Source organism: Rhodococcus gannanensis, from assembly GCF_042681175.1.
Classification (GTDB): domain Bacteria; phylum Actinomycetota; class Actinomycetes; order Mycobacteriales; family Mycobacteriaceae; genus Rhodococcus_G; species Rhodococcus_G gannanensis.
The window spans coordinates 882929-907817 of sequence record NZ_JBHUFB010000009.1 but is presented as its reverse complement, the minus strand read 5'-3'; the positions used below and the strand labels follow the sequence as shown (position 1 = coordinate 907817).

At 68.6% G+C, this 24889-nt stretch carries 21 protein-coding genes; 8 read left to right on the top strand and 13 right to left on the bottom strand.

The window, feature by feature from the left end; all coding sequences use genetic code 11:
* The first annotated feature begins 13 nt into the window (after positions 1-13).
* A complete protein-coding gene (locus tag ACFSJG_RS10915) occupies positions 14-1540 on the top strand; it encodes an FAD-dependent oxidoreductase (protein ID WP_378485225.1) in 1527 nt (508 codons plus the stop codon).
* A gap of 97 nt (positions 1541-1637) precedes the next feature.
* On the opposite strand, the gene fahA is transcribed toward ACFSJG_RS10915, so the two are convergent.
* From fahA to ACFSJG_RS10895, 4 genes are all read right to left on the bottom strand, one after another.
* On the bottom strand, positions 1638-2813 hold the full coding sequence (gene fahA / locus ACFSJG_RS10910) for a fumarylacetoacetase (protein WP_378485224.1): 1176 nt from the start codon (positions 2811-2813) through the stop codon (positions 1638-1640).
* Entirely contained in the window at positions 2810-3694 is an 885-nt protein-coding gene (locus ACFSJG_RS10905) for a hypothetical protein (RefSeq protein ID WP_378485223.1), read from the bottom strand. The genes fahA and ACFSJG_RS10905 overlap by 4 nt, the downstream gene beginning before the upstream one ends.
* Positions 3691-4908 carry a homogentisate 1,2-dioxygenase gene (locus tag ACFSJG_RS10900; protein ID WP_378485222.1) on the bottom strand — a complete coding sequence of 406 codons (1218 nt, stop codon included), beginning with the start codon at positions 4906-4908 and terminating at the stop codon, positions 3691-3693. Before ACFSJG_RS10900 ends, ACFSJG_RS10905 begins: the two co-directional genes overlap by 4 nt.
* 183 nt (positions 4909-5091) lie before the next feature.
* Entirely contained in the window at positions 5092-5658 is a 567-nt protein-coding gene (locus tag ACFSJG_RS10895) for a MarR family winged helix-turn-helix transcriptional regulator (protein ID WP_378485221.1), read from the bottom strand.
* Between the two features lie 207 nt (positions 5659-5865).
* On the opposite strand from ACFSJG_RS10895, the gene ACFSJG_RS10890 reads away from it, so the two are divergent.
* From ACFSJG_RS10890 to ACFSJG_RS10875, 4 genes are all read left to right on the top strand, one after another.
* A complete protein-coding gene (locus ACFSJG_RS10890) occupies positions 5866-6543 on the top strand; it encodes an IclR family transcriptional regulator (RefSeq protein WP_378485220.1) in 678 nt (225 codons plus the stop codon).
* Positions 6544-6746: 203 nt separating this feature from the next.
* Complete coding sequence (locus ACFSJG_RS10885) at positions 6747-9065, top strand: cytochrome P450/oxidoreductase (protein WP_378485219.1); 2319 nt, start codon at positions 6747-6749, stop codon at positions 9063-9065.
* 41 nt (positions 9066-9106) lie between these two features.
* Entirely contained in the window at positions 9107-10447 is a 1341-nt protein-coding gene (locus tag ACFSJG_RS10880; RefSeq protein WP_378485218.1) for an MFS transporter, read from the top strand.
* 112 nt (positions 10448-10559) lie between these two features.
* Positions 10560-10979 carry a pyridoxamine 5'-phosphate oxidase family protein gene (locus ACFSJG_RS10875; protein WP_378485217.1) on the top strand — a complete coding sequence of 140 codons (420 nt, stop codon included), beginning with the start codon at positions 10560-10562 and terminating at the stop codon, positions 10977-10979.
* A 27-nt stretch (positions 10980-11006) separates the two neighbouring features.
* On the opposite strand, the gene ACFSJG_RS10870 is transcribed toward ACFSJG_RS10875, so the two are convergent.
* From ACFSJG_RS10870 to ACFSJG_RS10845, 6 genes are all read right to left on the bottom strand, one after another.
* Complete coding sequence (locus ACFSJG_RS10870) at positions 11007-11495, bottom strand: nuclear transport factor 2 family protein (RefSeq protein ID WP_378485216.1); 489 nt, start codon at positions 11493-11495, stop codon at positions 11007-11009.
* A gap of 86 nt (positions 11496-11581) precedes the next feature.
* A complete protein-coding gene (locus tag ACFSJG_RS10865; RefSeq protein ID WP_378485215.1) occupies positions 11582-12937 on the bottom strand; it encodes an MFS transporter in 1356 nt (451 codons plus the stop codon).
* Positions 12938-12979: 42 nt separating this feature from the next.
* A complete protein-coding gene (locus ACFSJG_RS10860) occupies positions 12980-14449 on the bottom strand; it encodes an FAD-dependent oxidoreductase (protein WP_378485214.1) in 1470 nt (489 codons plus the stop codon).
* The gene (locus ACFSJG_RS10855; protein ID WP_378485213.1) at positions 14446-15231 is read right to left on the bottom strand and encodes an SDR family NAD(P)-dependent oxidoreductase; all 786 of its coding nucleotides are present in this window, start codon (positions 15229-15231) and stop codon (positions 14446-14448) included. The genes ACFSJG_RS10860 and ACFSJG_RS10855 overlap by 4 nt, the downstream gene beginning before the upstream one ends.
* Entirely contained in the window at positions 15224-16060 is an 837-nt protein-coding gene (locus ACFSJG_RS10850) for an SDR family NAD(P)-dependent oxidoreductase (RefSeq protein WP_378485212.1), read from the bottom strand. The genes ACFSJG_RS10855 and ACFSJG_RS10850 overlap by 8 nt, the downstream gene beginning before the upstream one ends.
* 70 nt (positions 16061-16130) lie before the next feature.
* Positions 16131-16580 (bottom strand): nuclear transport factor 2 family protein, encoded by a 450-nt coding sequence (locus ACFSJG_RS10845; protein WP_378485211.1) that lies wholly within the window; start codon positions 16578-16580, stop codon positions 16131-16133.
* Between the two features lie 213 nt (positions 16581-16793).
* Between ACFSJG_RS10845 and ACFSJG_RS10840 the strand changes: the two genes are divergently transcribed.
* Positions 16794-17459 carry an IclR family transcriptional regulator gene (locus ACFSJG_RS10840; protein WP_378485210.1) on the top strand — a complete coding sequence of 222 codons (666 nt, stop codon included), beginning with the start codon at positions 16794-16796 and terminating at the stop codon, positions 17457-17459.
* Between the two features lie 93 nt (positions 17460-17552).
* Here the strand turns inward: ACFSJG_RS10840 and ACFSJG_RS10835 are convergent, their stop codons facing one another.
* The 3 genes from ACFSJG_RS10835 to ACFSJG_RS10825 all read right to left on the bottom strand — a co-directional run bounded on the left by ACFSJG_RS10835 (position 17553) and on the right by ACFSJG_RS10825 (position 21887).
* Positions 17553-19472, bottom strand: coding sequence for an FAD-dependent monooxygenase (locus tag ACFSJG_RS10835; protein ID WP_378485209.1), 1920 nt, complete (start codon positions 19470-19472; stop codon positions 17553-17555).
* A 3-nt stretch (positions 19473-19475) separates the two neighbouring features.
* On the bottom strand, positions 19476-20801 hold the full coding sequence (locus ACFSJG_RS10830; RefSeq protein ID WP_378485208.1) for an MFS transporter: 1326 nt from the start codon (positions 20799-20801) through the stop codon (positions 19476-19478).
* 159 nt (positions 20802-20960) lie between these two features.
* Positions 20961-21887 carry a LysR substrate-binding domain-containing protein gene (locus tag ACFSJG_RS10825; RefSeq protein WP_378485207.1) on the bottom strand — a complete coding sequence of 309 codons (927 nt, stop codon included), beginning with the start codon at positions 21885-21887 and terminating at the stop codon, positions 20961-20963.
* 170 nt (positions 21888-22057) lie between these two features.
* Between ACFSJG_RS10825 and ACFSJG_RS10820 the strand changes: the two genes are divergently transcribed.
* Both ACFSJG_RS10820 and ACFSJG_RS10815 read left to right on the top strand, forming a co-directional pair.
* Positions 22058-22825 (top strand): thioesterase family protein, encoded by a 768-nt coding sequence (locus ACFSJG_RS10820; protein ID WP_378485206.1) that lies wholly within the window; start codon positions 22058-22060, stop codon positions 22823-22825.
* A 119-nt stretch (positions 22826-22944) separates the two neighbouring features.
* Positions 22945-24879 carry an acyl-CoA dehydrogenase family protein gene (locus tag ACFSJG_RS10815; RefSeq protein ID WP_378485205.1) on the top strand — a complete coding sequence of 645 codons (1935 nt, stop codon included), beginning with the start codon at positions 22945-22947 and terminating at the stop codon, positions 24877-24879.
* The last annotated feature ends 10 nt before the right edge of the window (positions 24880-24889 follow it).

Sequence of the window (24889 nt, the reverse complement as noted above, 5' to 3'; positions counted from 1 at the left end):
CGATGGAGGACACATGACGGAGTGGACTGACGAATACGACGTGGTCGTGGTCGGGTCTGGAGGTGGCGCCCTCACGGGTGCCTACACGGCGGCTGCGAACGGCCTGCGGACGGTGGTGTTGGAGAAGACCGGCCTGTTCGGTGGCACCTCGTCGTACTCGGGTGCCTCCATCTGGCTGCCCGGAACTCAGGTGCAGGAGCGGGCGAGACTGCCCGACTCCACCGAACTCGCCCGCACCTATCTGCGTGCCCTGCTCGGCGACGCCGAGGCCGAACGTCAGGACGCCTACGTCGACACCACGCCCGCGCTCGTCGCGTTCCTCGAGCAGAACCCGAACCTCGAGTTCGCCTTCCGGGCGTTCCCCGACTACTACAAGGCCGAGGGACGCCTCGACACCGGCCGTTCGATCAACCCCCTCGACCTCGACCCGGCGGACATCGGTGAGCTCGCCGACCTGGTCCGCCCGGAGCTGGACCAGGACCGCCGCGGCAAAGGCCACGCTCCCGGCACCCTGATCGGCGGCCGAGCCCTGATCGGACGACTGCTCGCCGCCGTCACGGGCACCGGCAACGCCGACCTGCGACCGAACACCGACGTGACCGAGGTCGTCGTCGAGGACGGGCGGGTTGTCGGTGTGGTGGCGACCCACAACGGGAACACGGTCCGGATCAAGGCGAACCGGGGCGTGCTGATGGCCGCGGGCGGCATCGAGGCCAACGACGCCGCTCGCGCCGAACACGGCACCCCGGGCCGCGCGGACTGGTCGATGGGCCCGATCGGCGCCAACACCGGTGACGCCATCGCGGCGGGTGTCGCGGCCGGCGGCGCCACCGCGCTCCTCGACCAGGCGTGGTTCTGCCCCGGCGTCGCGCAGCCGGACGGGACCGCCGCGTTCCTCGTGGGCATCCGCGGCGGCATCGTCGTCGACGCCGCCGGTGAGCGCTTCCTCAACGAGTCCCTCCCCTACGACCAGTTCGGCCGGGCGATGCACGCCCACGACGAGTCCGACTCCGGCGCCTGGATGATCTTCGATTCCCGTGAGGGCGGCGGACTTCCGGGCATCAGCATCCCGAACACGGCCCCGGCCGACCACCTCGCCGCGGGAACCTGGCTGCAGGCCGACACCATCGAGGGTCTCGCTGCCGCCACCGGACTTCCCGCGGAAGCGCTCCGTGCGAGCGTCGAATCCTTCAACGGGTTCGCCAAGACCGGCGTCGACGAGTCGTTCCATCGCGGCGAGGATCCCTACGACGCGTTCTTCTGCCCGCCGAACGGCGGTGCCAACAGTGCGCTGACCGCGATCGAGAACGGACCGTTCTTCGCGGCCCGGATCGTGCTGTCGGACCTCGGCTGCAAGGGCGGTCTGGTGACCGACGTGGACGGACGGGTGCTGCGCGCCGACGGATCCGCGATCGACGGGCTGTACGCCGCGGGCAACACCTCCGCGTCCCTGAGCGGGCAGTTCTACCCGGGACCGGGTGTGCCCCTCGGCACCGCCATGACGTTCTCCTACCGCGCCGCTCTCCACATGGCCGGCTGACAACCGTCTCCGCCGACACCGAAACGACCCCGCTCGACCGTGTAGGTCGGCGGGGTCGTTCGCTTGTCCCGCAGTCGGATCCGCGACTGCGGTACGTTCAGACGGCGGGCAGGATACGGGCCCGCACCTCGCCGAATCCGATGCGTCCGCCGTTCGCGCCGGGGGCGGTCGCGGAGATCGCCACCTCGTCACCGTCCTGCAGGAACGTGCGTTCCTCGCCTGCGACGGTGACCGGTTCCTGTCCACCCCAGGTCAACTCGATGAAGGCGCCGCGCTGGTTCTTCTCCGGACCGGAGATGGTGCCGGAACCGAAGAGGTCACCCGTGGACGCGGCGGCACCGTTGACGGTGGTGTGCGCCAGCATCTGTGCCGGAGACCAGTACATCTGCGCGTACGGCGGCCGGGTGACGACCTCGCCGTTCCATTCGACGGCGAGATCGATGTCCAGACCCCACTTCTCGTCGCCCTGCAGGTACGGGAGCGGCGTCGGATCCTGCACCGGGGTGTCGATGCGGGCGGCCTCCAGCGCGAGCAGAGGGACCACCCACGGGGAGATGGAGGTGGCGAAACTCTTGCCGAGGTTCGGGCCGAGCGGGACGTACTCCCACGCCTGGATGTCCCGCGCGGACCAGTCGTTGAGGATCACCGCGCCGAAGCAGTGCTCGGCGAAGCGATCCGGGGTGATCGAGCTGCCCATCGGCGAGCCGACGCCGACGACGAAGCCCATCTCCGCCTCGATGTCGAGGCGGACGGACGGCCCGAAGACGGGCATCTCGTCGTTCGGCCCCTTTCGCTGACCACTGGGGCGGACGATGTCGACACCGGAGGCCACGACGGTGGACGAGCGGCCGTGGTAGCCGACCGGCAGGTGCTTCCAGTTCGGCATCAGCGGGTCGGGATTCTGCGGGCGGAAGAGTCGACCGAGGTTGGAGGCGTGGTTCTCGGACGCGTAGAAGTCCACGTAGTCGGCGACCGCGATCGGCAGGTGCATCGTCACGTCGTCGACGGTGTGCACCGCGTCGTCCGCGATCTCGCCGGACACCAGTTCGGTGACCCGGGTGCGAACCTCGACCCAGCGTCCTCGGCCCTGCGCCATGAACGCGTTGAGGGTCGGTTGCGCGAACACGTCGTCACCGAGTGCCCTGGCGAGGTCCACCACGTGGTCACCGACCCGCACACCGACCCGCGGATCGGTTCCGGCAGTGGAGAAGACGCCGTACGGAAGGTTGTCGACACCGAAGAGGGAGTCGTCGGGGATCGGAATGACGGTCATGCGTGGGTTCCTTCGTCGACTGCTGAGGATTCGTGGCCGGACAGGAGGCCGAGTGCGGTCAGGTCCGAGAGCGGGTCACCGATGCTGCAGGTGCCGTACGACCGGAAGCGGTCGCGCAGCGCGGCGACGGCGTCCCCGGGGAGCGCTCCGAGGGTGGCGGCGAGGCGGGCACCGTCCCGGTCGGCGAGCGCCGCGACGACGGCATCCGTGCCCGCGCCCGCACCGGCCAGGTGGGTGGCGAGCATCAGGTTCAGGAACCCGTGCTGTTCGAATCCCGTGTCAGGGTCCGTGTTCCGTACCGCGTGGTGCAGCCCGGCGGTCGCCTTGAACGGGACGTTCCGCGACACCGCTGCTTCGATGGCGGCGGCCAGCTCGGCCTCGTCGGGGTACGCGTCGGCGACGACGCCGCCGGTGCGGAACTTCGCCCGGTACCCGGCACCGGGCAGCGACGCGAGGATGTCGGGCCGTCTGTCGTCGCGCGGCACCTCGACGTAGATGTCCACTCCCGGTGCGGCGGCGGCGATCTCCTCCAGTGCCGCGAACAGGTCCGGGACGGACTGGTCGATCGGCACGGCGATCTCCAGTGCCACCAGGCGCACACCGTCGACGGCACGCACCTTGTCGAGAGCCTGCGGGACGGAGTCCGTGCCGCCGGGCACCGTCAGGCTGAGCGGCAACGTGCGGTCGCCGCGGTCCGCGAGCACGGGCGGCAACTCGGCGAGTCGCGTCTCGGGAAAAACGAACGGTCCCACCAGGTCGGCGTGCGCGCTGTCGGTGTGCGCGAAGTGCGCGGGCACCGCGGACTCGAGGGGAGCGTTGCCCGGAGGAAACAGTGCGGCGTCGTCGCAGAGCCCGGTCAGGAGGGGCGAGATCGTGCTCACTTCGCCTCCTCTCCCGTCTGCGCCGGACCCCGCCCCGCCCAGGACCACGCGTAGGCGTCGTCCTCGCAGGCCAACGCGCCCTCGCCGAGCTCGAGCGGGCGGAAGGTGTCCACCATGACGGCGAGTTCGTCGAAGAACTCGACACCGATGCTGCGTTCGTACGCGCCCGGCTGCGGACCGTGGGCGTGACCGCCGGGGTGGATGGAGATGGAGCCCTGGCCGATGCCGGAGCCCTTGCGCGCCTCGTAGTCGCCGCCGCAGTAGAACATGATCTCGTCGGAGTCCACGTTCGAGTGGTAGTACGGCACCGGAATCGACAGCGGGTGGTAGTCCACCTTGCGGGGCACGAAATTGCAGATGACGAAGTTGTTGCCCTCGAACGCCTGGTGCGCCGGCGGCGGCTGGTGAACGCGGCCCGTGATGGGCTCGTAGTCGGAGATGTTGAAGGTGTACGGGTACAGGCAGCCGTCCCAGCCGACGACGTCGAACGGGTGCGTCGGGTAGACCATCCGAGTGCCGACGATGCCGTGCGACGTGCGGTGCTTGACCAGCACCTCGACGTCGGTGCCCTCCTCGAGCAGCGGCTCGGTCGGCCCGTGCAGGTCGCGCTCGCAGTACGGTGCGTGTTCGAGGAGCTGACCGAACCGGGACAGGTACCGCTTCGGCGGCACGATGTGACTGTTCGCCTCGATCGCGTACGCGCGCAACGGTTCCGACCCCTGCGGAAGCCAGCGGTGGGTCGTGGACATCGGCAGCAGGACGTAGTCGCCCTGACTGGCGCGCAGGGTGCCGAAGACCGTCTCGACGATCGCCTCGCCGGACTCGACGTACACCATCTCGTCGCCGATCGCGTTGCGGTACAACGGCGATTCCTTCGATGCGACCACGTAGGAGATGCGGACGTCGGCGTTGCCGAGGATCAGTCGCCGGCCGGTGACGACGTCGGTCTCGGCCCACGCCTGCTCGGGGAACAGGTCGTGGAGCTTGAGGTGCCGTGGCTTGAGTGGGTGGTTCGGGGTGGTCGACTGGTCACGAAGCTCCCACACGGTCGAGTCGACGATCGCCGACGGGATCTCGCGGTGATAGAGCAGCGACGAGTCGGAGGAGAAACCCTCCTCACCCATCAGTTCCTCGAAGTACAACCGCCCGCTCTCGTCGCGGTGCTGGGTGTGCCGCTTCGGCGGGACGTTGCCGAGTTGTCGGTAGAACGCCATGACCGGCCTCCTCGTTGAGTTCTCCCGGTGTCACGCTCGCCTCTTCACTGTGGCGGTCACCGGCCTGCCTTGTCGACGTCCGACGGAGCGCTGCACGGCCTGGGCCGCGGCTCACGAGAAGACGTTAGTAAACACATTAACTAATTTTCGGGCGACAAGGCAACCCTCGACGAGGGAGGGGCGTCAGTTCCGGCCGCGGACGTCGAACTGACTGCGGTTGGTGACGAGCTTGTCGAGCAGCATGACCAGCACGTGCTGCTCGGCCTCGGTGAGCACGCTCGCCCACGCGTACTCGCGTTCGTTGTGCTCACGGTAGGTGTCGGCCATCTCGCTGCGCCCACGCTCGGTGAGCGACAGCTGCACCGACCGGCCGTCACGCGCGTCCGGAGCCCGGTCCAACAATCCGGCTGCAACCAGGGACTTCGTCAGGTTCGAGACGGCGGCCCGGCTCATCCCGGTGAGCTCGGCCGCGGTCTTGGACTCGATCGGGCCGGCCAGCCAGGTCACGAAGAGCAACCGGAACGCCGACCACGACAGACCACGCGGCCGGTGCACCGAGGCCTCCAGGTCGTAGGTGACGACGTTCGCGGCCCGGTTCAGGGTGAGCAGCACCTGCGTGGCGAGCTGGTGCGAGGACCCGTACTCGGTGCTCAGGCGGCGATTCGCCAGCTCGATGAACGACCAGAAGTCCAGTGGCCCGGGTTCCGGATCCGATTCGTCGCGCACCGTCCGCGAACCCTGCCCTGTCATGTCGCAACCCTAACCGCCGTTCGCCCCGCGTCGACGGGCTGCAACCCGCAACCAGGAGGAAATTAATACATTCGTGAATCATATCTCGCGCGGGAACGACTCGCTCGACCCACCGCGCGCGGCCACTCCCCCACTCGACGCCAAGTAGGGTCGGTGCTCGGCGCGATCCACCGCCGAAGACCGACGAGACCGCGCGAGGAACCTTCGATGAGCACCCTGCAGACACTCGACCGTGGCCTTCGTGCGCTCGACGTCGTCGCCCGCTCCTCGAACGGCATCACGGTCGCGGACCTGGCTCGCGAACTCGATGTCCATCGCGCGATCTGCTACCGGATCGTCGCCACCCTCGAGGCCCACGCACTGGTGGCCCGCACCGAGGACGGCCGCATCCGGCTCGGCGTCGCAATCCCGGTCCTCGCATCACGTTTCGAACCCCAACTGGCCCGCGACGTGCAACCGCTGCTTCAGGAGCTGGCCGACACCACCGGCGCCACCGCCTTCGTCTCGGCCGCCCAGGGCACCGATTGCGTCGTGATCATGGTCGCCGAGCCCGAGGGCGCCCTGCTGCGGGTCGGATACCGGGTGGGCAGCCGCCACCCGCTCGACACGGGAGCGGCGGGTATCGCGATCCTGGCCCTGCGCCCCGAACAGCCCGGGGACCCCGAGTCCGTGCGAGTGGCACGCCGCGACGGCTACAGCCTCACCCGCGGCCAGCTGGAGCACGGAGCCGTCGGGATCGCCACCGGCGTCGCCCTTCCCGACACGGTGGCCGCCGGCCTGGAGCGCAGTGTCGGCGTCGTCGCGATCGACGGCCTCGACACCGAGCGTGCAGCGGAGGCCGTGATTCGTGCCGCCCGAGCCCTCGAGGGTCTCGTCACCGCCTGAGCCGTTCCGGCGCACTCCTGCTCTTCCCGAATGGCCCATGCGGTCGGTTGAACCGACCGCATGGGCCATTCGGGGCAACCCTGTGGTCCTGTGCGTCGACACCTTCTTGACCTCGATTGTGACGGCGCTTACCCTGACCGAAGTTCGCTCACAGCAACAATGTGTGCGTTATTAGTAACTTCGCAGTTCAGGTGGTAAATCACATGTCACAGACTCTGACCGGATGTCCGGTCGATCACCGCGCCCTGCAGCCGAACGGCTGCCCGGTGTCGGCACGAGCGGCCGCGTTCGACCCGTTCGGGGGCTCCTACCAGGTGGACCCGGCGGCGTCGCTGCGCTGGTCGCGTGACGAGGAGCCGGTGTTCTACAGCCCGGAGATCGGCTACTGGGTGGTGACCCGGTACGAGGACGTCAAGGCCGTCTTCCGCGACAACATCCTGTTCTCGCCGTCGATCGCGCTGGAGAAGATCACGCCGGTCTCCGACGAGGCGACGGCGACGCTCGCGAAGTACGACTACGCGATGGCGCGCACCCTGGTGAACGAGGACGAGCCCGCGCACATGCCGCGACGACGCGTGCTGATGGACCCCTTCACCCCGAAGGAGCTGGTCCACCACGAGCCGATGGTCCGCCGCCTGACTCGGGAGTACGTGGACCGGTTCGTCGACACCGGCCGCGTCGACCTCGTGGACGAGATGCTGTGGGAGGTCCCGCTCACCGTGGCGCTGCACTTCCTCGGGGTCCCGGAGGAGGACATGGACACGATGCGCGAGTACTCGATCGCGCACACCGTGAACACCTGGGGGCGACCCGCCCCGGAGGAGCAGGTCGCGGTCGCCGAGGCGGTCGGCAAGTTCTGGCAGTACGCCGGCCAGGTGCTGGAGAAGATGCGGCAGGACCCGTCCGGTCACGGCTGGATGCCGTACGGCATCCGGGTGCAGCAGGAACAGCCGGAGGTGGTCACCGACTCCTACCTGCACTCGATGATGATGGCGGGAATCGTTGCGGCACACGAGACCACGGCCAACGCATCGGCGAACGCCTTCCGGTTGCTGCTGGAGAACCGCAGCGTGTGGGAGGAACTCTGCGCCGATCCGGGTCTCATCTCCGGAGCCGTCGAGGAGTGCCTGCGGCACTCCGGTTCCGTCGCGGCCTGGCGACGGCTGGTCACCGCGGACACCACGATCGGCGGCGTCGACATCCCGGCCGGTTCGAAGCTGCTGATCGCGACGTCGTCGGCGAACCGCGACGACCGCCACTTCGAGGGAGCGGACGACTTCGACATCCGCCGCGAGAACGCCAGCGACCACCTGACATTCGGGTTCGGTGGCCATCAGTGCCTGGGCAAGAACCTCGCCCGGATGGAGATGCAGATCTTCCTCGAGGAGCTCACCACCCGGCTGCCGCATCTCGAACTGGTCCCGGATCAGGAGTTCACCTACCTGCCCAACACGTCGTTCCGCGGTCCGGATCACGTGTGGGTGCACTGGGATCCGGCCGAGAACCCGGAGCGCCGCGACCCCGCCCTGCTCGGCAAGCGGCACCCGGTCACGATCGGCGAACCCTCCAAGGCCGCCGTGTCCCGCACCGTGACCGTCGACGCGATCACCCCGGCCGCCGACGGCGTGGTGCGGGTGACGCTGTCCGATCCGTCGGGACGACCGCTGCCGCGGTGGACTCCGGGCTCGCACATCGACGTCGACCTCGGGGAGCTGTCGCGGCAGTACTCCCTCTGCGGCGACCCGAACGACCTGTCGGTCTACGAGATCGCCGTCCTCGAGGAACCGGAGAGTCGTGGCGGGTCCCGGTACGTGCACCACACCCTGCAGGCCGGGGACACCCTGACCATGCGCGGCCCGCGCAACCACTTCCGGCTCGACGCCGATGCCGAGCGCTACGTCTTCGTGGCAGGCGGAATCGGCATCACCCCCGTCCTCGCTATGGCCGACCATGTCAAGTCGGCCGGCAAGGACTACGAGATCCACTACTGCGGACGCGATGTCACGACGATGGCGCTGCTCGATCGGGTCGGTACGGACCACGGGGACCGGCTCGTCGTGCACTCGAGCGCGGCAGGCAACCGCCTCGACATCCCGGCGCTGCTCGCCGAGCCGGTCGCGGGCACCCAGATCTACTCGTGCGGCCCGGAGCGGCTGCTCGCCGCGCTGGAGGAGGCCACCGCGCACTGGCCGGAGGACTCCCTGCACGTCGAACACTTCACGTCGAACCTGACCACGCTCGATCCGGCGAACGAGCACTCGTTCGAGGTCGAGCTGCGTGATTCCGGCCTGACGGTCACGGTGGCCGCGGACCAGACGGTGCTCGACGCGCTGCGGGCGTCGAACATCGACATCCAGAGCGACTGCGAGGAGGGGCTGTGCGGATCGTGCGAAGCGCCCGTCCTCGACGGCGAGGTCGATCACCGCGACGTCGTCCTGACCAAAACCGAACGCGCTCAGAACAAGTCGATGATGACCTGCTGCTCGCGCGCCTGCGGATCGAAGCTCACCCTCGCGCTCTGAGCCGCGCGCCCACACACTTCCAGCACCCGAAAGGATCCGTCATGGGATCACCCACCCTCTCCCCACCCGCCGGCGCGGCCGACACCGGCACCCCCACCCGTTCGAGCTTCAAGCGCGTACTGACCGGCAGCATGGCAGGCGCCGTGCTCGAGTGGTACGACTTCGCGATCTACGGCATTCTCGCCGCGACGGTGCTCGGCCCACTGTTCTTCCCCGGTGACAGCGGCGTCGCGAAGCTGCTGCTCGCCCTCGCCACGCAGGGTCTCGGGTTCGTCGCCCGCCCGTTGGGCGGCATCGTGTTCGGTCACCTCGGCGACAAGTTCGGTCGCAAACCCATGCTGGTGGCGACGTTCTCGATGCTGGGCATCGCGACCGCGGCGATCGGCCTGCTCCCGACCTACGACCAGATCGGCATCTGGGCGACGGTCGCGCTCGTCGTGCTGCGCATGATCCAGGGGTTCGCGCTCGGCGGAGAGTTCGGGGCTGCGGTGCTGCTCGTCAGTGAGTACGGCGAACCGCGCAGGCGCGGCTTCTGGGCGTCGTGGCCGCAGGCCGGTGCCCCGATGGGCACGGTCCTCGCGACGGTCGTGGTGTCGGTTCTTGGTTTGTTCCTCAGCGACCAGGCGTTCGACCAGTGGGGCTGGCGCGTCGCATTCCTGTTCGCGATCCCGCTGCTGATCGTCGGATACTGGGTGCGGCGCGGCGTCGAGGAGTCCCCCGTCTTCAAGGCCGCGCAGGAGCAGGCGGCGAAGACCCCCGAGACGCACGAGCGGTCGAGCATCCTCGAGGCACTCTCCCGCCCGCGCCCGGTGCTGATCGGCCTGGGCATGCGACTCGGTGAGAACATCGCCTTCTACGTCTACACGGTCTTCGTGATCGCGTACGCCACGACGTACCACGACTTCCACCGCGGTGACGTCATCCTGGCCGTCACCTTCGCCTCGCTGTTCCAGTTCGTCGGTATGATCGGCGGCGGCGCCTGGTCCGACCGGGTGGGCCGCCGGACCGCGATGCTCGTGCCCGCGGTGATCCTCGTCGTGTGGGCGCCCGTGTTCTTCTGGCTTGTCCAGCAGCAGAGCCTGACGATGCTCTGGGTCGGCGTCTGCGTCGGCGCCTTCTTCCACGGCATGCTCGCCGGACCGGAGGCCGCCTGGATCACCGAACTGTTCCCCACCCGGTACCGCTACGCGGGCTCGTCGCTGGTCTTCCAGGGCTCGTCGATCATCGCCGGCGCACCCGCTCCGTTCATCGCGGTGTGGCTGATCGAGAACTTCGGTGTCGGCACGGTTATCGGATACCTGGTGGTCACCATGGCGATCACCGTGACCGCACTGCTGTTCAGCAAGGAGACGAAGGGCGTCGACCTCGACGAGGTCGCGTGACGACGTCCGCCGTCGTGCGGGCCTGAACCACAGGACGAGGGGCGTGGCCGGGAACACCTCGGCCACGCCCCTCGTTGTCGCCAGAGACGGCCCCCACCGAAAGGATCGTGCGATGCCGACGATGACCACCGCTGAACGCCAGGCTTTCCTCGCCGAGCCGCACGTCGGAGTGATCGCGGTCGAGAGACCCGATCGGGCGCCGCTCGCGGTGCCCATCTGGTACGGGTACGAACCGGGCGGCGAGGTCCTGCTGTGGACCGAGACCGACACCGTCAAGCACGACCTGCTGAAGGCCGCCGGACGGTTCGCCCTCACCGCGCAGGTGGAGCAGGCGCCGTACAAGTACGCCACCGCGGAGGGCCCGATCACCGCGATCGAACCGATCACCGCCGATCAGGCCACCGCCATCGCGGTGCGATATCTCGGCGAGGAGGAGGGTCTGGCGTTCGCGGCACAGAACGTCACGCCACGATCGATCCTGATCCGGATGCGGCCTCAGAAGTGGTTGAGCACGGACTACTCGAAGGAGTAGGGCCGACCGCCCCGAAGCTGATGCCGATCAGGGCTTTCCGGTGAACACCGGATCCTCGGGCGACCGGCTGGACCGAACCCACGACGGATCGAGTCCGTCGACGACTTCCTCGGTCACCGACTCGTCGAACACGACGATCCGGTCCGCGATGCGCCACTGCCCGTCGCGCCGCTCGAAGCGGTCGACGTAGCGGCACTTGATCGTCGCGCGCGACTGCGGTCCACCGGGCACCTGCGGCATCTGACGCAGGTGGCACAGGCAGTACGACTCGACGTTCGCCGTGTCACCGTCGAGGTCGATCAGCACGTTGGTGACGTAGTGCAGCGACGAGTCGATGGTGGCGTGCCGTAATCTCATGTCCTCGATCAGGCCGTCCACGGTGCCGACGTAGCCTCCGTGGTTGTCGATCGCGTCCGGGAAGTAGCAGTCGGCGACGCGGTCGAAGTCCTTGCGGTCCACCGCCCTCGCGTAGCGGTACAGGACCTCGGTGATCTCCTGCTTGTCGACGAGCGACATGCGCCTCTCCTCTCGTACGAACGGGCTCCGGCGACGTCGTTGTCGCCGGAGCCCGTCATCGGTCCGTGTCTTCGGGTCGACGCCTGTCAGTCGACGCGCAGTTCGATGCCCTTGGTCTCCTTGACGAAGAAGATCGCACCGAGGGTGAGCAGTGCACAGAACACGAAGTAGAACGCGGGCGCGAGGTTGTTGCCGGTGATGTCGATCAGCCACGTCGCGATGAACGGGGCGGTGCCACCGAGCGCCATGTTGGTGATGTTGTTGCCGAGGGCGAGTCCGCTGTAGCGGACCGATGCCTTGAGCATCTCGACGTAGGTCACGTAGGAGGCACCGTTGACCACCGATACCGCGATGAAGAGGACCGACTGTCCGACGACCGCCTGCCAGACGCTGCCGCCCGCCATGAGCATGAACATCGGGACGCCCAGGACGACGGCGGCGACGGTGCCGGCGAAGAGCACCGGCTTACGCCCGTACTTGTCGGCCATGTAGCCCGCGATCGGCAGGGTGATCACACCGAGGACCAGTGCCAGCGACGTGGACAGGAACGCGACGGTGGACGACTGCCCACCGGCCTTCTGCAGGTACGTCGCGGCGTAGACCGAGGCGATGTAGTAGCCGCCGGTGATGAGCGCACCCAGGAAGATGATCTTCACCAGGGCCGGACCGGAACTGGTGAGCAGTTCCTTGACCGGGACCTTCGCCGTCTCGCCCTTGTCCTCGAGCTCCTTGAACTGCGGAGTGTCCTCCATGTGGTTACGGATCCAGATGCCGACCACACCGATCACGACGCTGAGCAGGAACGGGATCCGCCACGCCCACGACATGATCTGGTCGTGCGTGAACACCGAGGTCAGCGCGAGTGCGGTCAGCGACGCAACGAGCGAACCGAGGTAGGTGCCCGAGTTGACCATCGACGTCTGGAACGCGCGCCACCTGGCCGGAGCGGACTCCGACACGAAGGCGTTGGCGCCACCCAGCTCGCCGCCGGCCGCGAAGCCCTGCAGGCAGCGGGCCAGCACCAGGATCGCCGTCGCCCACACGCCGAGGGTCACGTAGGTGGGCATCATGCCCATCGCTGCCGTCGCGACGACCATCAGCAGAATCGTCCAGGACAGGGCGTTCTTACGGCCGTACTTGTCGCCGATGTGGCCGAAGAAGATGCCACCGGGTACCCGCAGGAAGAACGCGACGGCGAAGGTCGCGAACGTGCCGAGCAGGGCAGCCGTGTCGTTCTCCGACACGAAGAACAGCGACGCGATGATCGTCGCCATGTAGCCGTAGATACCGAAGTCGTAGTACTCGACGACGGTGCCCACGATGGCAGCGCGCACCACCTTGACGGTGGACTGCTTCGGCTTGGCCTCGGTCTGCACGGGATCCGGTCCTCGGGCGGGCCCGGAGTTACGAACCGCGGGCTCCACAATGTCGTTCGTTGTCATGGATGGTCCTTTGTGAGTGTCTGGTACGCAACACGCTCGGTGTCAGATTCCTGCAGTTGTCAGTGCTGTCGATGCCGTCGATGTCGTTGATTCACCGCGTGCGGTGCGCGCGGCGTTGGTTCCCGCGACGCGGCCCATCGTGAGGGCGTTCGCCACAGCGTTCCCGCCGCCCACGTACCTGAGGCCGAGGATTCCCGCCCCGGCCTCACCGGCCGCGAACAGTCCGTCGATCACCCGTCCCGCCCGATCCAGCACGGACGCGTTGCCGTCGATCTCGACACCCGCATGGGTGCAGACGAGTTCTGCGGGCAACAGTCGGGCCGCATAGAACGGGCCCTCGTCGATCGGATCGGGATGAGCGGTGGACCCCTTGTTCGCGAGGGTGCGGTGACGAAGGAAGTCGTCGTCGACACCGTTCGGGAGTTGGTCGTTCCATCGCGCAACGGCCGCCACGAGCGCGTCGGCCGGCACGCCCATCGCCCCGGCGAGTTCCGGGAGCGAGTCGGCTCGGAGTGTCCGCCCGGATTCGGCCTCGTCGAGAATCCGCTCCGGAGCCCAATCAGTATATCCCACAGGAAGATTCGTACGAGCCCTGTCGTCGAACACGACCCAGGCGCCGTCCGGCTGTGCGTCGATGATGCCGGTGGAGACCGCATACGACGCGTCCTCGTCCATGAACCGGCGACCGTCGCCGTTGACGTAGATCCGCGACTTGGGCGGGAAGCCGGACTGCCAGTGGTGGAACCGCTGAAAGTACGCGGTCGGGAGCATCAGGCCCCACCCCTCACCGGCGACGGCCGCGTCGACCTGCTTGCCGAAGGCGAGGTGGTCCCCCTGGCTGCCCGGGGCCGCCACGACGAAAAGGGAGTCCCCACCCCGGTTCGCGAACGGATAGAGCTTGTCGACCAGCTCCTTGTTCTGCGCGAAGCCACCGCTCGCGATCACGACAGCCGATGCACGGACCTCGATGTCGTCGGCGACGACACCGGCGACCCGGCCGTTCTCGACGAGCAGCGACTGGACGCGGGTGTTCAGGATCGCCTCGACACCGTGTTCGCGGCGGGCCTTGTCCAGCACCTGAACCAGGCCGTAGCCCTGGTCCTTCGGCACGTGGCCGCGCCAGACGTCCTCGACACCGGCCTGAGCCAGGCCCGGCATGTGCGCGTTCGCCGACTCGCGGGCGGGGATCTCCACGCCCAGACCGATCAGCCACTCGAGCGTCGGACCTGCGTTCTCGCAGAACGCGCGAACCAGACCCGGCTTGAGCATCCAGTGGTTGAGATCCATGTAGTGCTGGAAGAACTTCTCGGGGGTGTCCTCGATGCCGAGGCCCCGCTGGACGCTGGTGCCCGCGGCGGTGAACAGCCCCGCCGACAGCTGCGTCGAGCCTCCCAGCTCGGATTCGGATTCGAACAACAGCACCGACGCGCCCTGCTCGGCCGCGGACACCGCGGCCGCGAGTCCCGCTCCGCCGCCACCGATGACGACGACGTCCCAGTTGTCTTCGCTCATGAGAGGACTCCTCCCGTTTCGGCGAGGATGCGGTGGTACAGCCCGTTGGACACCAGGCCGCCGTCGACCGTCACCTCGCTGCCGTTCATGTACGTGGATCTGTCGGACAGCAGGAACAGCACGGCGTCGGTGATCTCGTCGACGGTGCCCATGCGCCCGGCCGGAATGCTCTCCAGCGAGGCCGCGACGAAGGCGTCCGCGCCCCCGACGAGCGCAGTCCCCACGAGCCCGGGATGCACGGAGTTCACCCGGATGCCCCACTGCGCGAACTGGCCGGCCGCCGACTTCGACAGCCCCGTCAGTCCCCACTTGCTCGACGCGTATGCGGGCGAGAAGTAGCCGACCTGACCGGAGATCGACGAGATGTTGACGATCGATCCGCCACCGCTGTCCCGCATCAGCGGTGCGACCGCCTTCATCCCGTAGAACGGGCCGAACAGGTTGATCCGCATGGTCAGTTCCCAGACGTCGTCCGGGGTGTCCATGAACTCGCGCCGACGGCTGATGCCTGCGTTGTTGACCAGACCACCGAGTTCACCCTTGGTGGAACGGATCTCGTCGATCACCCGGGTCCACGCGGCGGAGTCGGCGACGTCGAGTTCGTGTGCCGACGCGCTGCCACCAGCCGCCTCGATCTCCGTGATCACCGCGGAGGTGTCCGCGACGTCGGCGACGCACACGTGCACCCCGCGCGCGGCGAGCGCTTTCGCATGGTTGGCGCCCATGCCACCTGCGGCGCCGGTGACCAGGACGACGGCGGGGTACGAAACAGACTCAGACATGGCGCGAACCACCGTCGACGGCGATGGAGTGGCCGGTGACGTAGCGGGCACTGTCCGAGAGCAGGAACAGCATCGGCCCGAACACCTCTTCGGGTGAGCCGATCCGGTGCAGCGGCACCGCGTCGAGGGCGTTCGCCAGCGCGACGGGGTCGTCCTGGACCCAGCGGGTCATCTCGGTGTCGATGTAGCCGGGGGCGATGGCGTTGACGCGGATTCCCTTGTCACCGAGCTCGACCGCGAGCGACTGGGTGAGGTGCGCGACGGCTGCCTTGGACGTGCAGTAGGCGCCGCGGCCACGGCGGTTGCGGACGGCGGAGACCGACGACATGTTCACGATCGCGCCTCCGGGCGCCATGTGCCGCGCCGCAGCCTGTGCCCCGAAGAGCACGCCCTCGACGTTGACGTCGAGCACCGCGGAGATCTGCTCGGGGGAAATGTCCTCGACGAGGGCGAACGGGAAGATGCCCGCGTTGTTTATCCAGAAGTCGATGCGGCCGAACTCCTTCAGCGCGGCCTGCGCGAGAGCCTCGTGGTCGGCGGCCTTGGTGACGTCCACGCTGGATCCGACGACTCGTCCCGGCCTGTCCGCGAGTGAGTTCTGGGCCAGCGCGGTGTTGATCTCCTCCGCGGTCGCGGCCATCTGGTCCGCGTTGATGTCGGCACCGACGACGTTGACGCCGCGGGTCGCGAGACCGGCGGTGAAGGCGGCCCCCATTCCGCGGGCCGCGCCGGTGACGACTGCGACCTTGCCCGCCATCTCCGGGTACAGCGCCAGCATCTGCGTGGCGTCGGTACGTCCGGGGTTCTGGGTGTCGGCGTTGTCGGTCATCTGTGAATCCTCCAAAACGATCTTCTACAACAAGGTTTCGAGGCCCGGGGGCCTCAGGCGTGTGAGCCGGTCAGGCCGGCACGGGCCGGTCGTCGCGCCGCACGGCCCGGCGCGCGATCCGCCACCGGCCGCTCTCGCGCACCACCCGATCGGTGACGGTGGTGAAGCGCACGAGGCGGGAATCGCCGCCGATCCGCGTCGCGACGATCTGCAGGTAGGCCCGGACGGCAAGTTCGTCGGGTCCGACGGACTCGACGTCGATGTTGGTGAGCACGTGGCGATGCACCTCGCCCGCGGCCGCCGCGTTCGCGACGAACGCGTCCGCGAAGTGGGTGAGCGCAGCCGTCCCGACGACAGGTGCCGGATAGCTGGGCGAGTGGAACTCGCCCTCGGTGGTGAAGGTGGCCGCCCACTGCGCCGCGTGCCCCTCGTCGATGAGGTGGCTCTGACGGCCGTAGAGCTGATGGATCTCCGCCACGGCGGTGGCGGTGACGTCCGCAGCACCCTCGGTACCGGTCATGAAACGAACTCCTCGGTCACTGTCCGGCGCTTCCCGGTCGGGATTGCACCGCCTCGCAATGTGTGCGATAATCGAACGCATAGTGCGATTAAGGTGAACTGTAGGTGGCTCGCCTCACACACGTCAAGGGAGGGATCCATGCCGTCGGTCCGATCCGATGAGAAAGAGCACGAGAGCTCGGGCAGTCCGAGCGGCGTTCAACTCGATTCGCGAATGTCGAAAACCCTGCACAACGGGCTGGAGATCCTCGAACTGCTCACCCAGCACAAGTACGGGCTCACCATCACCGAGATCGCGGACGGAATCGGCGTCCACCGGACGGTCGCGGACCGTCTCGTGCGCACTCTCGACGCGCACCGCCTGTGCCGGCGCACCGAGAACAAGCGCATCCTGCTCGGCTCGGGACTCGTCTCGCTCGCGAGCGCGGTGGAACAGGACCTGCGGGAACTCGCGCGGCCCGTGCTCGAGGAACTCGCGGAAACCGTCGAGGCCACCGCCCACCTCGCGGTGCGGGAAGGCGAGGACGCGGTCCGCGCACTGATGGTCATCGAGCCGCGGAACTCGCGCGCCCACGTCGGCTTCGACGCCGGCCAGGTCGACCCGATCAACCGCGGGTCGGCCGGCCTGGCGATGCTCGCGGCGCTACCGCCGCGAGAGGGAGAGCGTCCCGAGGTCACCCGCGCACGCGAACGCGGGTTCGCGGTGACGTCGGGCGAGGTCACTCATTCGGTCACCGGCATCTCGGCGGCGCTACCCAACCGCCGACCGGCGGACCTCGTCAGCATCGGCGTCTCGGTGTTCGACTCGTCGGAGGAACAGAAGCTGGGAGAGGCCGTCATGGCTGCGGCTAGGCGACTGGGAGCGCTGCTGCTGCGCTGATGCGCAGCGCTTCAACGACACTGCGCCCGGGTTCACGCACAACCGTGAACCCGGGCGCAGAGCGTTCGGGCGCCTACCGCTACAGCGGTGCCGTCACTTCGGGACGGCGGTGGCGTCGCTCGCGTCCACCGGCACGGTGAGGGTCGGGTCCGAGGCGACCGCGATCGCCTCCTCGAACTCGCGCTGCCCCGCCCGCGACCCCAGCACGAGCGCAAGCCGGGTGAGGAAGCCCTCACGGTCGTGCTCGGCGGCCTGATCGAGCGCCTCCGACAGGCCCATCCACACGTTCTCGCGGCGCAGCTCGGCCGGATCGATCGACGGCCCGCCCGCGACCACGGACGGCGCACCGGACGGCGCGGTGCCGAGCGACAGGTGCCGGACCACGTCCTCGATCAGCGCGACTCCGTCCATGCGGCACAACAGCACACCGTCGGGCCGGATGACGAACACATCACCGGCACGGGCACCCAGCGCGGCGACGAGGGCGCCGTCGGAGTCCGGCACGACCGACACGGAGGCGTCGGGCGTGTCGTCGCCGATCAGGATGGCGCGCACCGACTCCGGGGCCAGTGCACCGGCGAGGGTGGCGGTCGCGGTAGCCACCTCGGCGGGGTCGACGTTCACACCGAGTACCGCGAACCCGTTGCCGCGCAACGTACCCAGCGAGGTGACGGTGCCGTCGGCGGTCACGACGCGACGGTCGTCCACCGGGTCACCCGCAGCGACACCCGCGATGTCGTCCGGATCGGGCCAGGTGAGCGGGGAGATCCGCGCGTTGGTCGCGCTGGACTGACGCGGGTTGATCAGGTGAGCGAACTCGGGCCGCGTCACCGACAGCGCCAGGATCGCGTCCCGCGTCGTCCGGTACCCGTGGCTGCCCGGGGACATGATCAGGGTGCTCTTGCCGGCGTTGGCGACGTTCTGCTGCCACGCGTCGTGGCGCTCGATCGAGTACGACTGCAGCAGTGCGGTGTCCGCGTTGCCGTGGATCACCGCCGCCAGCTGCCAGGCCAGGGTCTCGGCGTCCTCCATCCCCGAGTTGAGACCACGGACACCGAAGATCGGGACGAGGTGCGCGGCGTCGCCGGCGAACAGGACGCGCCCCTGGGTGAAGTCCGGCAGCGCGAGGGCGCGGGCGCTGTAGAAGCCGTGCCATTCGAGCGTCCAGGGCAATTCGTTCTGCAGCCACTCCAGGTGACGGGTGATCCGGTCCCGGATGCGATCCTCGCGGGTCTCCAACTCGGCGTCCTCCGACGGGTCGAGCTGGTAGTCGATGCGCCAGATGTCCTTCGGCTGCTTGTGCATGATGATCGTCGATCCCGGGTTGCTCGGTGGGTCGAACCAGACCATGCGCTCGGCCGGCAGCTCCGACTCCCAGTGGATGTCGGCGATCACGTAGCGGCCGTCGTAGTTGGTGCCCTGCATGCGGATCCCGGCGAGCTCGCGCATGCGACTGCGGCCGCCGTCCGCGGCCACGACCCAGCGGGCACGCAGGTGCCGTGTGCCCGACGCGGTGTCGATCTCGAGGGTCACCTCGTTGTCGTTCGCGCGCAGCACACCGGCGATGCTCGCGGACCAGTGCAGCGTGACGAGCGGGTTCGCGTCGATGGCGTCGACCATGACCTGTTCGAACTCGGACTGCGAGACGTTGACCATCGGCGGCCGGACGTCGTGGTCGGCGTTGCGCATCCGGAAGTGCAGCACCTCCTGGTCGCGGTAGAAGCTGCGGCCACCCACCCACGGCAGGACGATCTTCTCCAGGTCGGCGCCGAATCCGAGACGGGCCGCGACCTCGAGGCTGTGCCGCGAGATGCAGATCGCGCGGCTGCCGAATGACACCTGATCCGCCGCTTCGAGAACGGTGACCGGGATCCCCCGGTGCGCGAGACCGAGGGCCACGGCCATGCCGACGGGCCCGGCTCCCACGACGACGACCGGGAGGGCGTCCTCGGTGGCAGACATCGATTCGAATGTCGACGCCGGGTACTTCGGCGGCTGGTAGTAGTTCGACACGAGCTACACCGCTTCCTTATCGTTCGGACGGGAGGACGTGGTTCCGGGCACCGTCAGCACGAGGATGCTGGCGAGGCTGACCAGGGCGATCAACACGAAGTAGCCGGTGATCGCGAGCGACGTCTCGAACCTCGCGTACAGCGCGGTGGCGACGATCGGGGCCAGTCCACCGCCGAGGATGGCGCCGACCTGGTAGCCGAGGGAGGCGCCCGAGTAGCGGATCGCCGGCGGGAACAGCTCGGCGAACAGTGCCGACTGCGGCCCCGCGCAGCAGCCGAGGACGAAGCCGAGTGCGATCATCGCCGCGGCCATGACGGGCAGCACGGCGGTGTCCATCAGCGGGAAGAACACCGCGGCGACGACCACGAGGGCGACGGAGCTGCGCACGTAGACGGTGCGGCGCCCGAGGGTGTCGGACTTCCACGCGGCCAGCGCCATGCCTGCCATCCAGAACGGGCACGACCCGATCAGCAGGAACAGCATGGTGGTCTTGTCGAACCCGAGCTCGGTCTCGCCGTACTTGAGCACGTAGACCATGTAGGCGTACGCGATGCCGTTGGTGGCGATGAACGTTCCGCCCGCCAGGAGGACAGTCCTCCAGTGCTTGGTCAGGACCTCCGCGATCGGCAGCTTGTTCGACTGTTCCTGGTCCTTGGTCGCCTCGAACTCGTCGCTCTCCTCGAGGCCGAGTCGAATCCACATCGCGACCAGCACGAGGATTGCGCTGAGCAGGAACGGGATTCGCCAGCCCCACGAGGTGAACGCGTCCTCACTCATGAAGGCGGTGAGCGGCAGGAACACGAGGTTCGCGACGAGAACACCTGCGGGGACACCGATCTGAGGCGCAGCACCGTAGAGACCCTTGCGCCCCTCCGGCGCGTTCTCGGTGGCGACCAGCACCGCGCCTCCCCACTCGCCGCCGACGCCGAGGCCCTGGACGAAGCGCAGGGCGACCAGCAGGATCGGGGCGAGCGCACCGATCGCGTCGTAGTTCGGCAGCAGGCCGATACCGACCGTCGCGCAGCCCATGAGAAGCAGCGACGCGACGAGCATCGACTTGCGTCCGACCCGGTCGCCGAAGTGGCCCATCACGATGCCACCGATGGGGCGGGCGACGAACCCGACCGCGAGGGTCGCGAACGCGGCCAGGGTTCCGGCCAGCTCCGACGTTCCCGGGAAGAACTGCTTGCCGAGCACCAGAGCGGCGGCGGTGCCGTAGATGAAGAAGTCGTACCACTCGATCGCGGTGCCGACGAAGCTGCCCAGTGCGGCCCTGCGGGCCTTGCGGTGCAGCTCCTGCGGCGGAGCCGCAGCCATGGTTGCCGTCATGGTTCGGTGCCTTTCCACTCTGGAAGCGAGCAGGGCAGACCCACCTGCGCGCGCGCCGAGAACCGGCTTGCAGGCCATCTTGACCTGGATCACAACGCATGAAAAGCGCAAGAATCCGGGATGGAAACCCAGGAATTCCGTGGTTGGCAGGGGCTCGGGTCAGAACGGAACGGAGTCGCCGTCCACCGCGAACTCGACGAACGCGCGAGCCACCCTGCTGAGGAACGCGTCCTGGGACCACACCAGCAGGATGTCGACCTCCGGGATCGGCGGCTCCACCTCGGTGCGCACGACGACGTCGAGGCCCTCGTAGGTGACGTCGAGTCTCGGCCGCTGGATCAGCAACGTCCAGCCGAACCCCCGACCCACCAGGGCGCGGGCCGTCTCGAAGTTCCGCGGCCGAAAGCGGATGTGTGGGGTGAATCCCGCCTGGCTGCACATCTGCAACGCGTGGAAGGAGCTGGGAGGGGCGTCGAGCAGCACCATCGGTTCGCTCGCGAGTTCGGCGAGGTCGACGACCGGCGCGTCGACGAGCCGGTGATCGGGCGGCAGGAGGATGGCCGGCTGGCGGGTGTCCATCCGGGCGCGCCGCAGTTCCGGGGAGAGGTCGAGGTCGTAGACGATCGCGAGGTCCAACTCGCCCGACAAGAGCCGCTGTTCGAGCCGGTCCTGGGTGTCCTCCACGAAGCCGACGGTCACCCGCGGATGCAGTTCGTTGAACTCGTAGAGCAGCCGGGGCAGCAGTGTGGGGCCGAGCGAGGAGTAGCAGCCGATCGCCAGCGGCCCGGTGAGTTCGCCTTCCGCACCGGCCGCTGCCGCGGCGAGGTCTCCGGCCTGTTCCAGCAGTGCCCGGGCCCGCAGCAGCACCCGTTCGCCGGTGGGGGTGAGCTGGACGCCGTGGGCGCGGCGCCGCACACACAGTTGCGTTCGCAAGCCGCGTTCGAGTTCGGTGAGTGCGAGGGAGACCGCGGACTGGGAGACGTGCAGTCGATCGGCCGCCGCCCGGATGGTGCCGGTCTCCGCCACCGCGACGAACACGAACAGTTGCCGCATGGTGTACGCCGGCGGTCTCGCCGAGCTCGTCATCTCCACCTCCATCACGATTCTCGCACCGGATGGCAGCGAGGTTCGGTGACCGTCGCCACGCGGTGCGATCGGATACCCACCATCGGGGGTATCGGACGCTCCGCCCCGTCAGTAGCGTCGAACGCTACTGACGACCGTCCGGCCACCCGGATCGCGAGCGAGGAGCGAGCGTGCCCTACTTCGAACGACTTTCCGAGTCGATCTTCCGCGCCACCGAGCACACCGGCGGTGCGTGGAACACGACCGAGCAGCACATCGCACCCGCGCTCGGCCTCCTCGCCCACGTCGTCGAGACCGATCGGGACCGGCGTGGGCAGGACGCGCTGCGCGTCGGGCGGATCTCCTACGACATCCTCGGCACCCTCCCGATCGGGGAGGTGGAGACATCGGTGCAGGTACTGCGGCCGGGCCGGACCATCGAACTCGTCGAGGCCCGGCTCGGGCACGGCGGCCGCGACGCAGTGGTGGCACGTGCCTGGTTGATGCGCGGCTACGACACCGGCTCGATCGAGGGCACCTCGTTCACCCCGATCCCCGCGCCCGAGGATCTGGCCGAATGGGATCCGACGACGGTGTGGGCAGGCGGATTCATCGCGAGTGCCGAGGTGCGGCGTGCCCAGGAGGAGCCGGGGCGCGCCCGGTTCTGGGTACGCAGCCCCCTGCCGCTGCTCGAGGGCGAGAAGATCGGGGAGGTGGCGCGGGTCGCGGGCCTGATCGACATCGCCAACGGGATGACAGTCCGGGTCGCGCCCGCCGAGGTCGCCTTCCCGAACCTCGACCTGACCCTGCACCTGTTCCGGGAACCGTCCGGTGACTGGACCGGATTCGACACAACTGTGAGTATCGGCGAGTCCGGAGTGGGTCTGACGCACAGCGTCCTCCACGACACGCACGGCCCGGTCGGTGCTTCCTCGCAGATCCTCACCGTGCGCCCGTGACCTGAGACCCTCGAGTGTTGCAGCCGGGTCTCGGAGTCGGGCGAGACCTTTCGGAAGCCGTGACCGAAGCGAATACTCACGAGTAGCTTCAGCGTCGAGGCACCGTCTGGAGGCGGATCATGGTTGCACCGACCCATGTCACGGAGGAGCAGGCCCGAGCGGTCGCCGAGGAGGCCCGCGAAACCGGTTGGGAGAAACCGTCGTTCGCGAAGGAGCTCTTCCTCGGGCGGTTCCCACTCGAACTCGTGCACCCGTTCCCGAGGCCCGGCGCCGAGGACGCCGCGCGCACCGAGCGGTTTCTCGCGACACTGCGCGAGTACTGCGCGACCCTCGACGGCTCGGTGATCGAACGCGACGCGACCATCCCGGACGACTACGTTCGCGGACTCGCCGAACTCGGCTGCTTCGGCCTCAAGATCCCCGAGGAGTACGGCGGTCTCGGACTGTCCCAGGTCGCGTACAACCGGGTGCTGATGCTCGTCGGGTCGGTCAGCCCGAGCCTCGGCGCGCTGCTGTCGGCGCACCAGTCGATCGGCGTCCCCGAACCGCTCAAGCTCGCCGGGACGGACGAGCAGAAACGCGCATTCCTACCGCGCTGCGCGGCGGGTGCGATCTCGGCGTTCCTGCTCACCGAGCCGGACGTCGGGTCCGACCCGGCACGCCTGGCGTCGACGGCCGTCCCCACCGACGACGGCAGCGCATATCTGCTCGACGGGGTGAAGCTGTGGACCACCAACGGTGTCGTCGCCGAGCTCCTCGTGGTCATGGCACGTGTCCCGAAGAGCGATACGCACCGCGGCGGCATCAGCGCCTTCGTGGTCGAGGCGGATTCCCCCGGCATCACGGTCGAACGGCGCAACGCGTTCATGGGTCTGCGCGGCATCGAGAACGGTGTCACCCGCATGCACCAGGTGCGGGTCCCCGCCGAGAACTTGATCGGACGCGAGGGCGACGGCCTGAAGATCGCGCTGACCACCCTCAACGCCGGACGCCTCGCGCTGCCCGCGATGTGTGCGGCGGCAGGCAAATGGTCGCTGAAGATCGCGCGCGAATGGTCGGCCGAACGGGTGCAGTGGGGCCGCCCGGTCGGTGAACACGGCGCGGTCGCCGCGAAGCTCTCGTTCATCGCGGCCACCACCTACGCCCTCGAAGCGGTCCTGGAACTGTCCGGACAGATGGCCGACGAGGACCGCAACGACATCCGCATCGAGGCCGCGCTGGCGAAGCTGTGGGCCAGTGAGATGGCGTGCCGCATTGCCGACGACCTGGTCCAGATCCGCGGCGGGCGCGGCTACGAGACCGCCGACTCCCTCGCCGCCCGCGGCGAGCGAGCGGTGCCCGTCGAGCAGCAACTCCGCGACCTGCGGATCAACCGCATCTTCGAAGGGTCGAGCGAGATCATGCGACTGCTCATCGCACGTGAGGCCGTCGACGCGCATCTGAGCGCCGCAGGCGACCTCGCCGACCCGAAGGCGGACGCGGCGCACAAGGCGAAGGCGGCGCTCGGCGCGAGCGGTTTCTACGCCAGGTGGCTGCCGCACCTCGCCGCGGGCAAGGGGCAGCTCCCGAACTCGTACGGCGAATTCGGCTCGTTGGCAACACATCTGAGGTTCGTCGAACGCAATTCGCGCAAGTTGGCCCGGTCCACGTTCTACGGGATGGCGCGCTGGCAGGCGGGCATGGAGAAGCACCAGATGTTCCTCGGCCACGTCGTCGACATCGGCGCCGAACTGTTCGCGATCGCGGCGTCCTGCGTGCGCGCCCACGCCGAGCGCGACTCCGACCACGGCGCCAGCGGGATCGCGCTGGCGGACGCCTTCAGCAGGCAGGCCCGACTGCGGGTGGACCGGCACTTCGCCGCCCTGTGGGAGAACACCGACGACGTCGACCACCGACTCGCCGGTCAGGTGCTCGGCGGCGAGCACTCCTGGCTCGAGGACGGGGTGCTCGACCAGAGCGAGGGCACCGGGCCGTGGATCGCGTCGTGGGAGCCGGGCGCATCCACCGAACCGAACCTGGCCCGCAGGTTCACCGGAAACCAGGCGGCGGACTGACCCCAGCCGG